The 15,625-nt window shown below is 42.1% G+C and carries 8 protein-coding genes and 1 pseudogene; 7 read left to right on the top strand and 2 right to left on the bottom strand.

Translation table 11 applies throughout. From position 1 onward, the window contains the following. The first annotated feature begins 6 nt into the window (after positions 1 to 6). From A8L45_RS05900 to A8L45_RS05890, 3 genes are all read left to right on the top strand, one after another. Positions 7 to 1,179, top strand: coding sequence for a Gfo/Idh/MocA family protein (locus A8L45_RS05900; protein WP_068900201.1), 1,173 nt, complete (start codon positions 7 to 9; stop codon positions 1,177 to 1,179). A gap of 160 nt (positions 1,180 to 1,339) precedes the next feature. Then, positions 1,340 to 1,804: an NUDIX domain-containing protein gene (locus A8L45_RS05895; RefSeq protein ID WP_068900199.1), complete on the top strand. Its 465-nt coding sequence runs from the start codon at positions 1,340 to 1,342 to the stop codon at positions 1,802 to 1,804. Between the two features lie 228 nt (positions 1,805 to 2,032). Beyond that, complete coding sequence (locus A8L45_RS05890) at positions 2,033 to 2,530, top strand: GNAT family N-acetyltransferase (protein ID WP_068900198.1); 498 nt, start codon at positions 2,033 to 2,035, stop codon at positions 2,528 to 2,530. A gap of 242 nt (positions 2,531 to 2,772) precedes the next feature. Here A8L45_RS05890 and A8L45_RS05885 read toward each other — a convergent pair whose 3' ends face one another. Beyond that, the gene (locus A8L45_RS05885; protein ID WP_217492126.1) at positions 2,773 to 3,195 is read right to left on the bottom strand and encodes a VOC family protein; all 423 of its coding nucleotides are present in this window, start codon (positions 3,193 to 3,195) and stop codon (positions 2,773 to 2,775) included. A 794-nt stretch (positions 3,196 to 3,989) separates the two neighbouring features. On the opposite strand from A8L45_RS05885, the gene A8L45_RS05880 reads away from it, so the two are divergent. Together A8L45_RS05880 and A8L45_RS05875 are read left to right on the top strand one after the other, a co-directional pair. Further along, positions 3,990 to 5,720: a DUF1800 domain-containing protein gene (locus tag A8L45_RS05880; RefSeq protein WP_068900194.1), complete on the top strand. Its 1,731-nt coding sequence runs from the start codon at positions 3,990 to 3,992 to the stop codon at positions 5,718 to 5,720. Next, positions 5,717 to 7,234, top strand: a complete 1,518-nt coding sequence (locus tag A8L45_RS05875) for a DUF1501 domain-containing protein (protein ID WP_068900192.1) — start codon at positions 5,717 to 5,719, stop codon at positions 7,232 to 7,234. The genes A8L45_RS05880 and A8L45_RS05875 overlap by 4 nt, the downstream gene beginning before the upstream one ends. A 437-nt stretch (positions 7,235 to 7,671) precedes the next feature. On the opposite strand, the gene A8L45_RS05870 is transcribed toward A8L45_RS05875, so the two are convergent. Beyond that, entirely contained in the window at positions 7,672 to 13,029 is a 5,358-nt protein-coding gene (locus tag A8L45_RS05870) for a hypothetical protein (protein WP_068900191.1), read from the bottom strand. An 811-nt stretch (positions 13,030 to 13,840) separates the two neighbouring features. On the opposite strand from A8L45_RS05870, the pseudogene A8L45_RS25670 reads away from it, so the two are divergent. Next, positions 13,841 to 13,987, top strand: a pseudogene (locus tag A8L45_RS25670) (HD domain-containing protein); the annotation flags it as partial. A gap of 915 nt (positions 13,988 to 14,902) precedes the next feature. After that, positions 14,903 to 15,340 (top strand): GNAT family N-acetyltransferase, encoded by a 438-nt coding sequence (locus A8L45_RS05865; protein WP_068900189.1) that lies wholly within the window; start codon positions 14,903 to 14,905, stop codon positions 15,338 to 15,340. Positions 15,341 to 15,625: the final 285 nt, after the last annotated feature.

Below are 15,625 nucleotides of genomic sequence, written 5' to 3'. Positions count from 1 at the left end.
GAGACTATGAGCAAAGCGACAGAAACACTGGGTCGACGACTGCGCCTTGGCGTTATTGGCGGTGGTCCCTCCTCTTTTATCGGCAAAGTGCATCGTTCCGCGGCAACCATTCATGAAGAGTTTGATGTTGTTGCCGGGGTATTTTCGTCTGATCCCGAACGCTCATTGCAAGCAGGACACGCGATGGGCATTCCGCGCCCTTATGGAGATGCTAATGCACTCTTCGCAGGAGAAGATCGCTGCAAAGAGCCTATTGATGCACTGGCAATTATGACCCCCAATAACAGTCATTTTGATCTTTCTGTTAGAGCGTTGGAGGCAGGTTTCCATGTGTTTTGCGAAAAACCACTAACAACGTCACAAGAGCATGCGATATCACTGGTGCAAAAGGTGCGTCAGTCAGGGAAGCGGTACTGCGTTGCTTATGCCTACACAGGCTTCGCCATGGTCAGACAAGCTCGGGCAATGGTTGCTGCGGGAGAACTCGGCGAAATAAAAATGGTACAGAGTAACTATACGCAAGGCCATCTCGCGACGCTGACGGAATCAGAACAGACAGGAAAAAACTGGCATATGGATACGTCGCTTGCCGGACCATCACTAATTTTGGGTGATATTGGTACCCATAGTTATCACCTCGCAGCCTATGTAACAGGTATGGAACCCAGCTCTATAAGTGCAGATGTAACCGCACTGGTTGATGGACGTAATGCCGATGATTTCTGTGCCGTTATGATGCGATATCCTAACCGCGCGAGGGGCATGCTATGGGTCACACAGGCCGCAGCAGGAGGAGTTCACGGATTATCACTCACCCTTTTTGGCACCAAGGGCGGGATTGAATGGCACCAGGAACAACCCAATGAGCTAGTTGTTCGCCCTCTTGGCAAACCCGCTTATACTTTGACAAAGGGTGGTGCCGGACTGGCAAAACCTGCGCAACGTCTATCACATATTGCAATTGGTCATCCAGAAGGTTACAGAGAAGCTTTTGCCAATTTGTATCTGGATTTTGCTTCTAACATTACTGACGATATCGCCAAGCGAACACCTGATCCATTGTCTCTCTGGAATCCGAGTATAGAGGAAGGTGCTCAGGGGATGGCTTTTATCTATGCCGCCCTGAATTCACGAGACAACAACGGACAGTGGACACCTGTCCCGAATCTTACTGACTGAAATCAGTTCATAGGTAGTCATCGGCAACGCACAGGAAATCCGTTGTCATTTTCACTTACACCAGAAAAAAGATAAATGTCTCTCAATATTTGTCCGACAAAATCAGCGCAAACTCATTACTGGTAATATGTGTTCTTATTTGTTCATAAATTATTTGAGTATGTCGGCATCAAACTACATCAAACAACTTCGAGCAAAAGTAGGCAGTATGCCTATCATGATCCCTGGTGTAGCCGCCGTTATTTTGAATGACGACAGAGAGTTGTTACTGCAACAGAAAGCCGATGGCAGTTGGAGCTTACCTGCCGGAATGATTGAACCGGGCGAATCACCCAAACACGCTTTAATTCGAGAAGTTGCGGAAGAGACAGGATTTGAGGTGAACATTGAAAGACTGATTGGTCTCTTTGGTGGAGAGGGTTTTGGTTTTACCTATCCAAATGGTGATCAGGTTGAGTACACCGCTTTACTATTTCGCTGCAAAATAATCGGTCGCTCAATAAAGCCTATGGATACAGAAACAGTAACACTTAAGTATTTTGGCAAACACTCGATGCCTCAACTGGCATTACCCTACCCTATGTCATGCCTTTTTGATGAACTGTCAGTGACGACCATCTTGTAAACGCACTTAAAGTTCGCGGTAAGATAGCTTCAGTTTGTGCTTCAACACCAGTGTTCACGCTGATTTTTAGTTAGCATATCCTAAAATAATATTACGCATATTTCTTTGGGATTTAACTCCAATCATGTTTATCTGAAGTATTAACTGCTTCCAAGTTTTGAATATAAAAGTATAAACAGAAGCCTAAACACATAAAATAATAAAACGTAAATCTATTCGACGTTAAAAATGACCACTATTATTCCCGGTAAAAATGTACATATCCCAGAGATAACTGAAATTTTCAATCATTACATACTTCATAGTAATTCACGATTTGAAACAGAACCGTTTACTGAGGAGAATAGAACGACCTGGTTTGAACAGTTTTCAGAAGAACTTCCTCATCAAATCTACTGTGCAATTGAAAACAACAAAGTGGTTGGATTTGCCTGTACTCAGCCTTATCGTCCATCAACAGCTTTTTCTGATACTGTTGAGATAACTATTTACCTCTCGCCAGATGTTATGACGAAAGGTATTGGATCAGCTCTGTATAGTCGGCTGCTCTCTCACGTCAAAAGCCATAATGTTCATAAGGTATTGTCTGGAATTGCAGTTCCTAACGTTGCATCTATTGCTTTACATAAAAAATTTGGATTTAAAGAGATTGGAATCTTCAATGAATACGCCAAGAAAAATAATCAATATGTAAGTTCAATGTGGATGGAACTGAGTATATCGTGACTCACTATGTAGGATGAAATCTGCTTTAGAGAAATACTAAGGTCATTATATCTATTCGAAGTTTACACAGATAAAAATTAGCCGCCAAAAAAATATGAGCTCAAACTATTTAGCTAACACCTAGACAATTTAACAGTCCAGCATTATAAAATAAGCAATTAAATGGTTTGAGCACCAATATAAATAAAGTTTAACCTTTAAGTTTTCCACAGAAATCGTAAAACAAAATACATAAATTAGAGCTAAGTAAGTGTATTATTTCTCTCCTCAGGTTTCTCGCTGAAATACTGAACAAACTCAACCTCAAAGCCATTAGGGTCAACAAGGTATATATTTCTTCGAAATGGATTTTCTACGCCTACCTTATCAATGCTATACCCAGCTCTCGTCAAGCGGAGAATAAGTCCATCCATGTCGTCTGTGACATATGCAAAATGTCCTAATCCTGTCTGATGCCCGGAGAGATCTCTGTTTTCCCCCTCTCCATTATCACTGAAAGCAATGTAGTGGTAATCATCACCGAAATGAATCCACTGTCTTGGCTTATCTAACCACGTACCTCGCCCTTCAGCTCGCACTTTCCATTCAGGAAAAATAGTTTGATAAAAGTGTAGTGTCTTCTCAATATCTCGAACTACCAGATTTACGTGCTCTAATCTCATTATCATTACCTCTCGATTTACAGTCATACAAAGCTGAGGTCAAACAATCTATAAACAAGATTTACATTTCCTTTTTTCCAGGTGACCCGCTAGCTGATGAAGAGACTATAAAACCTTAACCTAACATGAGGTAAAGCATTAATTTAAAATAATTTATTCAGTGGCCATGTGAGAAGGATTCGACAAAAAAAATGTATATATTGGTTTCAATTTTATCGCTTGAAATTAACTAATATTCGAGCGGCTTACCTGGCTGGAATACGTTGTTGGTAGAGGTTGCGCTGATAAAGAAAGCTATCAGTCACTCTGAAAGCGAGGTGTCTACTGAGTGAAGCAAGCACAGCTCTCAAGGTATAGTAAAAAATATAACGGAGATTTGAACTGGTCGATGCTTCTCAATGACACCAATTCAACGCTTTTTAAATAGTTTATTGATTATTGCATACGGATAGATTATTAATTGTCAGTGATATAGCAACTTATTTTTCTCAGAGTCGATGTAGACATCTCATTTATATCTGCCTTAGTTTTTAATTAACAACCCAGTCATAGATATAAGCATTAAGTTTTATAAAAATCACTTATACTGATAATCAAAAATAAGACACTAATTTCAATAGTTTACTTTTATTTCATTAAAAGCGAATATTCACACCTGTTTAAAAAATAAACATCTATCATTTAAAGAAGACTGCATGATTTGATAAGCAGTGTAACTAGAAAAATAAAAGTAAAAATATCCATATACCGGTTGATAAATAAACGTGACGCAAGGCCTTACGTATAAGGAAGTGAAAATGTCGGAGTATAAACTTTACGGGCAGGTTGCCCAATATATATTACAGAATAAAGACAGTCATAAAGAGGAATATCGAAACATCATAAGACGCTTTTTAAACCGAGCAACATACGGATACACAGAAGAATTGGTAGATAAAGTAGAAAAAGTGGGTTTACAAGAATGGCTTAATACCCAAAGAGATGAGGAAAAAACGGTTATATCGGAAAGAGCGCATATATTTACTGACCTATATTGTGACCACCCAAAAGAAAAAAGGAAAATGAAAATATGTAAGACGATTGACAAAAAAAGTTTTGAAGGACTGCTATGGCAAACCGCCCTTGATGCCCCCGATCAACTTCGTCAACGCGTCGCGTTTGCCCTCAGCCAGATTTTTGTTGTTTCCGGACCCGGCATCAGCCGCGGAGTTACCGTCAGATACCGTTTTTTAGCTGCTTACCACGATATGCTCGTTGAGCATAGTCTGGGATCATTCAGAGACCTTCTTAAACATGTCACCCTCCACCCGACAATGGGCCAAATGCTCGGCCTGAACTCAAGTTCAAAAGCAAACGAGGAAAAGGGTACGTTTCCTGACGAAAATTATGCCCGCGAGGTTATGCAGCTATTCACCATAGGTCTTGTGAAACTCAAGATGGACGGAAGTGTTCTCACCAAAGGCGGCGTTGCAGTGGAAACTTATACCCAGAAAGATGTGGAAGAGATGGCGCGCGCATTGACTGGATGGAGAGGAGGTTCATACGACGAATCGATATGGAATCACAAGCCGCTGAAAGCGAAAGCGAGCCTCCATGACACGGGTAGCAAAGTGATACTTGGCAAAGAAATCCCCGGCGGGAATGCAAATCAGGATCTAAACCATGTATTGGACATACTATGCGAGCATCCCAACACCGCACCTTTTATTTCAAAAGCACTTATTAAAATGCTGGTTCAAAGCAATCCAAGAACGAAGTTTGTTGAAGACATTGCAAACGTTTTTGTCGACACCAAAGGCGACCTATTCGCCGTAGTCAGTGCGATTTTATTGCATGATGATGCCCTTTTAGACATTGGACCTCGCTACAGAAGAAGTGCAGAGAATGACAGATTTGGCAAAGTGAAAGAGCCTCTTATGTGCGTGACGAATGCGTGCCGCTCCTTAGGTATGACATACGCCAAAGAAACAGAGCGATATAAAGGCCTCAATATGGCGGGAATTGGTCAATCTTTTTATGGCTCACCCACTGTCTTTAATTTTTTCGAGCCAGATTTCGCACCGAAAGGCGAGGTAACGAATAAAAAACTTATTGCGCCTGAAGCTGAGTTACTGGGTGTTATCAGTGTAAAACGCTACGAAAATCTATGTTGGAAATTAGTCACCACTTACGAAAAGAATTATAGAAACAATAATTCTCCAGGCTGGGACATCAAACCGTTTAAAAAGGCGCTTGATGTTGATGAGGAGAATAACTGGGAATCAGGTCCGTTTCTTGATCTTATCGAGAAACGATTTTTTATGGGCACAATGAGTTTTTCTTTGAGGAATAGACTTACGAGGCATATCGAAAGAGCGCAGAAATCACAAGATGAAGTGACAAGAGCGGCGTTGATAAAAGAGGTTCTCTACCTATCGATAATTTCACCTGAATTTCAGACCTTTGAACACGAAGTGGTTAACTGGAATATTTGGAAGAAAGAATCCAAAGAACTTATTGAGTTGATGGAAGCGGGAGGTGACGTATGAAAATTTCAAGACGAGCATTTATTAAGACATCTTCTGCCGTCGCAGTTGCTTCTGCGTTTTCCAGAGTAGCGCAAGCCAATGCATCAATCACTCCTGATGACTATAAAGCTTTGGTTGTCGTCTTTCTCAACGGTGGTAATGATGCTTTCAACACTGTGCTGCCCGCACCGGGCACTGCTGAGTGGAAGGCATATAGAAAGGTTCGTGGAACCGTCGCCTTAGGTAGAAAAGAGATTTTTAATAGTCAGTGCAAAGGCATCTATCCATCAAGTAGTGGTAGTGTTCTCTCACTCGACGATCTTTATCTGAATAAACACCTGGTCGCCCTTAAGCCTTATTTCAAAAAGGGGGATGCCAGCATTATTCTCAACAGCGGCCCGCTTATTCAGCCAACAGACAGAAACAACTATGACTATGTAGCGAAGCCAAAACAACTGCATTCTCATAACTCGCAGCGTAAATACTGGTATCACGGTATGGATGTCGTCAACAAAAATGGCTGGATAGGTCGGATCCTCGATAATTTTGACCTAGAAGGCAGTAGTGCAAGAGCTTTATCACCTAGCTTCGGTATCCCCAGCATTAATGCACTCCGGGGCGATCGCTACAATCCGATAGCCTATAAAGCAAGCACCAAAAGCAGTGAGGTGGGGGTTAAGCAAAATCAACTTGAAGGTTACAAAGGGGCCGACCGTCTTAAAGAATCTTATGAAGAGCACCTTAATAAAAGAAAAAGACATTACAGTAATCTTTACTCTCGCACCGTCAGCGAAAGTATGAGAGACAGTGAATTCAACAACGCACGACTTAAAGAGTTGACAGGCGATTATTCAGACCCGGATGACTTGGAGTATGACGATAGCGACATGATTGCCAACTTCGAATCAGTCATCGCACTGATGAAAGCGAACCGCGAAAATGCAAAAGGTGATCTCGGCTACGAAAGACAAGTGTTCTTCATCAACATGGGCGGTTTTGATACGCATGGAAATATGAAAGAACGCCACCCTGAGTTGTTAACCACGCTTGCTGAAGGTCTCGACTATTTTCTCAAAAAGCTTGAAGATGAAAACTTAATGAAAAACGTTGTCACGACAACGATGTCTGATTTTGGCAGACGTTTGTCACCAAATGATAATGGTACCGATCATGGTTGGGGTGGCCATCAATTGGTTTTCACTCATAGAGATAACTTCATGTATCCAAACACAGCTGTTGGGGTATGGCCTGAGGTTGGAAAAAAAGGGAGAAATGTCACAGATACACAACGCGTGATCCCTACTGTATGTAGCGACCAGGTGAATGCAACAGTTAGTCGCTGGCTGGGCTGTAATGAAGAGCAATTAAATACCGTTTTCCCGGAACTCAAAAATTTTGACGATGTAATGATAGAAGGCAGTGAATTTACATTCGATGAATTAGTTGTTCCCAGACCAGAAGTAGCTTACACCGACGACGGTGGAGAGACGATGACAGAGCCCCACCCTCTCTATTGGGACTTCCTGAAAAGCTGATAAGGCGAGTGACATTGGCCGTTCTCTGATATGGGAGCGGCCTTTTTATTCCGATTCATACATACAATGTGAACTGACATAGCCGCGGAAAAAGTGAGAGCAAGAAAGTCATATATCGAGGAATTCGCACCTGACCTATGGCCTATCACAGGGCATATGATTGATAAAAGTGTAGAGGCTATTCTTTATATCGAGTAATACAAAGTAGTCTCCTCCATTGCGATGTTTCCTTGCTGCTGGGGAATGCATAATAGCCCTTTTGTCATCAGACATAGTGGGTTGATATTTCTAATCGTCAGTGTTGCTCGCTCTAAACCATTGGAGTCGCTAATTGTAGGTGATAATGTAACCCTCTTAATTCCCACAAAAATCTTTTTGAAACCTGCGCTTTATGCCAAATAATGCCCCCACTCGATAAAGTGAATGGGGGCAAGAACTCAGTCAAAAATGAAATCAAAGGCAATGGCGACATCGGTAGATTCTGGCGTCGGGCGGAACCAGTTTCCGTTTATCCCTCGCAGGTCGTCAGATTGAGACATCAATAACTTGGTCGGTAATCTCAATTCATCTTTAATGTTGTTTATTAACTCTTCTGGGACTTTGCTTAGCAGCTTTTGGCTAACTTTATCAACAACAATTGGCGGAATATCTGAGCTATAGTTGGTCTGCTCGATAACGTTATATGTCAGATCACTAATGCTCAACGTCGGTAATTCCTGTTCACCCGCATACTTCAAGTCTATCGCTGCCTGCATATCGACTGAAACACTGAACAGTTCTTTATCGCCCTTCAACTCGCCTTGGTCGAGTCCTAGAGTGATCAGTACGTTATCAAAGGCAATTCGCATGACCTCATCACCCTCTGGCATCAGCAGGTATGGAGAACTGATCACCTCGGCGTCAATGACAACAGGCTGTCCAAGACCATTTATTTCAGTCTGCATTTTTAAGATGTGCTCATGAAGAATTTCGCTGACTTGATTCACTGCCTCTGACTGATCCTCAATACCTGCCATGGAACCGCTTGATTGAGAGCTCGTTTTCTCTTGCTCGATAAATGTATCCATCAGGTTTTCAATACGCAAAATATCGCTAATTTGTGCCTGATATCTATGGTCAATTAACCCTTCTTGTGTCAATCCAGATAAGAACTGATTAACCTGCTGACCTTTAATGTAAACAAGCGCATCTCGATTGTTTACAGTTTCCAGATTATCAATCACCGCAGGTGCCGACTCTGACGCCCCCTTTGAAACATCGGCACGATAGCCAAACAGAACTTGTTGGTCATAAGTGCTGGAAAGTAATCTGGGATTAAACTCTGCGATAAGCGAAGACCCTGTTGTTTCCAGCCGCTCTGGTTCAAAGGATAAACTGACGCCTTTGGGCGTGTACTGGCTCACCAATAGCAAGGGGCCAAAAAGGGCATTCACCTCTGTTTCGTGACTCGGATACCCCGCTATAGACTCCTGACTGGACGTCACTTTGGCAAGAATAGGACTGATTTGTTCTTCTACAGCCTGTTCTGCCTGAGCAGTAACAAGCCCCCCTACCAGGCCCTGTGCGGGTTCGCGTATCAGCCATTCAATGACTCCGGCTAAGGGGGAAAGCATCCATTCTGGTAGACCGAGTACAGAAAGCGTTGAATCGGAAAAATACACCGAACCAGACACCGATTTTATTTCTACAATTTCCCTGTTTTTTCTTCCCTCGATAATTTGAATATTAATGGGGCTATGCATAACCGTTTCCATTCGAAGTACACTGGTCGACTGCCAGCAAGGAGGGTTACCCCAAAACCACGGTATACAAAAACGCTGGGTAATTTGGCCGTTCAGAATAAGGTCATTGATCTTAGCCTCTGCTCTGAGGTTAATACTCTCTTTAGAAAGTGCCCCGGTGGCTAACACCACATCTCCCGAATTGGCGGAAATACTGCTAATGTCAGCCCTTAACTCAAAGATTTGGGTATCTACGTTGACCAATTGAAGATTGTTGAGTCCAGATACAACCTGAGGGATAGCCTTCCCAGCGATACTGTCTGCCAACCGGGTAAACAACTCAGACTCATTATCCAGCCTGAATGCCGCCCCTTTTTTTATAACCTGATTTTCAAACAGTATCGTTGTCTGATACGAGCCGCCGTTGGCTGATTCAACCTCTAGATCATAGGCCAACGAGGGCTGAATCTGCTGCGCTTCATCACTGACCGACCCAGTATCGATCTTATGACGTGCTGTTTTGAAGTCGAATCTGCCATTCTCCAATTGCGCTGATTCGCCATTTATCATCATGTTTCCGGTATGTGGTCCAGTAACAACACCCGAAATAAATATCTCATCGTCGTACTTTACAGCCTGTCGGATACTAATACTAAGGCCTGACTCATCTCTGTTTTCAAACTCAAGAAAGTCAATAAAACGTTCAATCAGTTCCTCTATCCAGGCCTTTGCCGACGTTACAAATCTATCAAGCAGCGTGTCAGTGATCGTGGGAATGAACGACTCAAAAACATCACTTAATCTGAGAGCAAATGTCTCAACAACATTCTCTGCCTCCGGCAGTTCGACATACACCGGGTCAACACCCGTTTCTGGGTTGGCCAGTTCACCTATGACAGTGAAAGAGATCTCGTTGAGCTTGTCGTCGAACTCCGTTAATGAGTCAGCCACTTTTGCTGACAAAACGTGAAATCCGGTTGGAAGAGGCTGGCCCAGATAGTTGTCGTCTTCTGTACCAAATATGGCAAAAGGGGCAGAGTCGGCAGTAAATTGTTCGCCATCAAAATCAAACTCAACAAGCCTGGTCAGCGACGACGTCAAAGCCCGAATATTGACCCTCGGTGTTGGCAACAATGAACGGTCAATTGTCATTCCATCAACGAGCGGCATAATGTCGTAGCCAGTGTCTGCATCGACGAGTGTAAAGCCTGAAATAGATGAGATGGTGTTCTTTGCTGATGGAAGAATAAAGCTGTCAATAGGTATACCTTGTTGTTCCAACTGTCGGTGATAGCCATTGTTAAGCCAACCTTCCGGTAAATTACCCCGGATCAGAGCAGGCGGTTGCATCGGTTGTCGGCGGGGATCGTCTTGAGCCAACAAGTTGGGGTCAAACCTCAGGGCATTTAACGATAAGCCTATTGGAGCCTGTTTGTGGTGACAATCAAGACAAAAAGAATTGAACACTGAGTCGGGGCGAGGCTGGTCATAATAGACGGGGCCCTCGGGAAAGTTAACGGCCTCACGCAAGCCAATTGTTCCTTCAGGAAGATTCATCATGTGCGCCGCGTAATCCCAGCTGTTATCAAGATAACAGGCGTATGATGGGTAGGTTTCCTCACCACGCATCCGCATCTCACCGTCCATTACCCTGTGAGTGCTGGCTGGGTAATCCGCCGCGGTTGCTTTCCACGGACCACTGTAATTTGCGGGAAGACCAATGAGAGTTCCATGTGCATGATTACACGCAACTTCCGGAGTAAATCGCCTCGCAAATACTTTAAATTCGTCAACCCAGCCGTGAAAACTCCCTACCGCTTCATTTTCGTCCAAACCATTTTTGGCATAACCAACGCGGAGTTTTCCGGGCACCATCTGAAAAAGCGGCGTATCACTGACATAGTCATCATAAAGTAAGCCGTTGAGCAAAAGTTGGATGCGGTACCCTCCGGGGCCGATGGACATGCCTATATGGCTCCATTGAGTACTTTCAAGAGGGCGCGGTAAGGCGAACTTATGCTTCACATTCCCTTGTGGCTCTCGATAACGAATCTCCTGTTGATCAAAAATAGAAATAACGCTGCCATCAGGAAACTCAATCAGTGCCTGTTCTGAGTGTTGAACTTTGGTACGAGGATCCAGAAAAACCCCCACGTACCAATGGAAGGCATCTACCCGTCTTGGCTGCTCTTTGATTTTATAGCTAATGTAAGTATCCGTTCCGTTGAACCAAACACCTCGACCGCGAACACCACCGAGTGCCACTGGCTCAAGTCGGCCATTGTGCAACTCGCCTGAGACAGGGACATGCCAGTATTCGGGTAAGGTTGTCGCAGAGTTCTGAAGGCGAACCTCTTGGGTAAATGCCAGCTCTCCAACACTCCAACCATCTTTATAATCAGCAGTAAATCGTGCACTTCTGGGGTCAATATCGACCCTGTCCATTAGCCCAACCATATTAGAGACGATAAATGCATGAGGATTGAGATAATCATCAAATGCCAACTCATCTGTGTGACGTCCTGTGCTTGACAGCCATGAGACATCTTTTGGTGTCACCGGCCTGAGCGGTTGCCAAAAGTTAAATCTATTTTCTATCGAGTCAAAAAACGTCGCAAAGAAATATCCATCAGGGCGCCCTGAATGAACGGGCTTAAAGCCAAACGTTTCAGCAGGAAAGCTTGGGACTTCCCGCACTCCCCCCACATGTACTTCACCACTCTCATTGCCATATAAGCCTGAAGCGGGTCGATACAATGAAACATAATTGTGGTTGCTATCATCAATACCAATTTTGTAGTCACTTTCGTTAAGAATGCCGTCGAGCAGTACCACCTTGCCCTGCGTCCAGCCACCAAACAGAGCCATGCCTGTGTAATTGAAACGGTCTTCAAAATCAGCCAGCTGTCGTTCGGTACAACCCGGAACAACACAGCGAGCAGGATAGCGTTGAGATATCACCTTTCCATTTACGTCTAATTCATGGAGCCTCTCCGTCCCCATCATCATTGTTACGTTAATAGCATCTTTATCTAACCAAGGATAAGAACCTTGCATATCGTCGCCATCGGGAATGACTCGCCCTGATGCATCACGAAATGGGAACGCTGCAAACTTGTATCTTTTATTAAGGCGTTCATCGTAAGGCGCATGGCTTAATGGCTTAAATTCTTTCCACTGGCTGGCATCACATGGCTGATGGGGCTCCTCAATATAGGAATAAACGATATCGACATTCTTTCCTTTGACGAACTGTCCGGTATTCTCGTTAAACCAAGTCAACGTCTGCAGTTCAGAACGGGTGACCAATAACCTCCCGTCTGCGGGTGTCATTGGCTCAACAGTCACATGTGTCAAATAGGAATCACGCACAGTTGAATCGCCGCGTGTGATTTTTACGATGCGGGCATCTTTTGTTTTTGGATTCTCTACCTGAAAGGTCATCGGCACGCTGTGAAACGAAATTAAATTTGGTTCACTGGCACTTCTTGGCCGCTGAGTGACAATGTGGAGGTCGTAGCAGTCATCATTGCCACCACTTCCACATGTATATGGATTTTTACGGCCTGAAACAGGGTGCCCCTCTGCAGGCTCACAGATTGACGTTTCAACTACTTTATATGGCAAAGGTTTACCCTGCTCAAAGTCAACGAAATCGGCAATTGCGCCTCTTGGCTGGTCAACTATCGAAGCTTTTACAGCCGTGGGTTTAACCGCGTAAGCTTTTGTTGCGATAATTGCAATTCGCCCATCTCTGGACATTCGGGCAACAGGCAAATGTGGTCGTGAAAACTCCGCACTTATAATCCCTGACACATTCCTGTATATCGCAGGTATCTCGGGGAGTTGATCACTCCCGCTATTGCCGGAAGAATCAAATGGTCCCGCAAAAATATACTTCTGCTCATCTGGGTTATCAGTGGTAGCCTCAAGCTTTTTGATTACTTTAGTGTCGGAGTGAAGGATATTTTTCTTGTAAGAAATTTCCTCTGCTTTGGATGAATGACTTAATAAATAAATAAGTAGGTTTAGTGTTACAAAAAAATTCATCAACAGTAGATTTGATCTCTGCATATCATTCTCCAAACATAATATTGAACACATCTATCACTGCGTCATTTGCAGTTTTTCCGTTTCGTTGTTATGAAACCCGACTTCTCAATGCCATTAATTCTTTACTTAAATCAGGAACTTTTATATAGGAACAGATAAAGATAATAGAATTAATGCATTCGATATTGTTTTGTTGTAATAAGATTTAATGCATATACATGTATGATAGTAATAAATCTTTTAATTCAGTCATATAGGATTAGAATCCCTATATTTTCGTCTATAAAACTCAATATTTATCAATTAGTGTCATATGACACTAATCTATCATTTAGAAAGGGGGTTTATTATTTTTTAGACAAAATAAAATCAATTACCGTTATATGAAATTATTTTTATTTAAAAATAGTGATAGTATTTTTTTTAATTAAATTTATATCTAGAAGTTTACTAGTAAGGAAGGTAAATAATTCATCTAGGTGTGAATATCTTATGAAGGCAATATGGTACTGTTTAAACAGCAAATGAGATGATTTAAAGGGCGTAGATTTGCTGACCGCAATGTGTCGAAGCCAACACTCTTTATCGAAGTTGTTAGATAGAAAGGCATTATGATGTGTTTTTTTGAAAGGCTGCCAACCCTGTAAAACAGGGTGGCGTAGTAGCCATTACTTTTTCTGCTTGCTAAGTCGCTTGCTTCTCAGAGGTAAAGAAGAGAGTTATCGAAGGTTGAAAGCATCTAGGTTTCTGCTGAGCTCAACTGATTAAACCTTTATAAAACATATCGGATAAGCTCTTTTAACAGTAAAAACGTTAACCCGAAAAGGTTAAAAATCTCTGGCATGAATTTGAGGAGAAAAAAACAAAAGAAGCAAAATTTTCCTCTGTCATCAATGGACTTCCCCCGCTTATCAACCACCTATTGCACGGAGTTCCTAACGCCAAAGATAGTGAGATAGCTGTGGAAGAGTCAGAATAAGAAAGTCATATATTGAGGAATTTTCACCTGAACTATGCCCCATCACAGAACATATAATTAATCAAAGTGTAGAGATCGGTCTCTATATCAATTAATACGGAGTAAACTCCCCAGTTGCGATGTATTCTTGCCGCTGGGAAATTCTTCATAACCCTTTTATCATCAGATATACTAGGTTTAATATTTTCTTATCGTCAATACTGCCCGCTCAAAACCATGGGAGTCGCTACCTATAATTGATAATGTAATCATCATAATCTCTAAAAAAATCGTTATGAAACCTAAGCTTTATTCCTAAAATCATCTCGTTTATTTTTGAATATGGTCTAGTCAAAGCCAATCCAACCTTAGACCTTCAATCATTAAAGTTAATGACTTCTCATTTCCTCAACCGATTTTTATGTAACCAAGTCACTGACTCCTGACTTTCCGAGCTATCCCACATAAATATCCATTATTTATTGAAATATTTTGTTATGGTGTCAAACGATAGTGCGGTATTAATTTTCGTTATTTAAGATCGAAAATATGGTTATGCTCTTATACTTCGGCGAGATTGTCATATGGATAGATTAACTAAATGGTGGAGAGCTTTACCGAAAACGCAAAGAACTGCATTACTCATTTTAGTGGGAGTGTTAATAGGCGCTTCTCTAGTCAACTCTGGGATAAACATAGGTTCAGCCATGGCTAAGGTTGCAAATAAATCACTATAAGAAGTCTACAAGAGTAATATCGTATTCGAATTTAATAATTTTTGGCAGGTTGACTATGAAATATTTAGTCATATTGGGCCAACATCAAAAGTCAATATTTTCTTCTTTTACATATCTTAAAAAGTAAAAATATAAAGATTGACTGATTTGAGCTAGCGAACAAACACAAATTATACCTATAGAAGATATCGAGGTGTACATGGAAATAACACTTAAAAAAATAGATAATTCAAATTACGAAACTGTATGTGAGCTAGATGTTACAGAAAAGCAGGAGGAATATGTTGCTTGTAATATGTGGTCTCTTGTAGAAGCGCAATATAATCACGGCTACTCTTGCCGAGCCATATACCAAGATAGCACTATAGTTGGATTCTTCATGTGGGTACTGGAAACACCATCAAAAATTTCAATATGGCGTTTTATGATTGATAAAAAGTACCAAAATAAGGGTATTGGCCGGACAGCCTTATCTCTCGCAATTAACGAAATCAAAGAAACGACTGAGCTTGAAGAAATCGAAATCTGCTACAAATCTACGAACCCCATAGCTAAAGAATTTTATTCAAGTTTTGGATTTCAGGAGGTTGGTTTAGACGAGGACGGTGATGATATGCTTGCTGTGATTAAGCTATAAGCTATTAATGAAAATGAGTTAATCATTAAAATGTTTGTGTGCATTCAGGCATCGGTAGGCAAGGGCTATCTCCTTTTTTAACTGCGTAAGTCGTACTTTTCCCCTGAAAGGACTGTTTTCACAGCGCGCTCATCTTTCTTGGCGCGCTTTTCTTTTTCCCGCTCCTTTCATTACAGCTTTAGACCATTAGCGAGAAAAACAAATTGTTTGTTTCTGGAGATGAGACGCAACAATATACCGCGGTTACTCAAAAAGGTCTGGTATCGTGACCTGTGCTCAAAGAAA

Origin of the sequence: Veronia pacifica (assembly GCF_001707825.1) — a bacterium.
Lineage (GTDB): Bacteria > Pseudomonadota > Gammaproteobacteria > Enterobacterales > Vibrionaceae > Veronia > Veronia pacifica.
The sequence above is the reverse complement of the archived record's forward strand: the minus strand, read 5'-3'. Positions and strand labels throughout refer to the sequence as shown.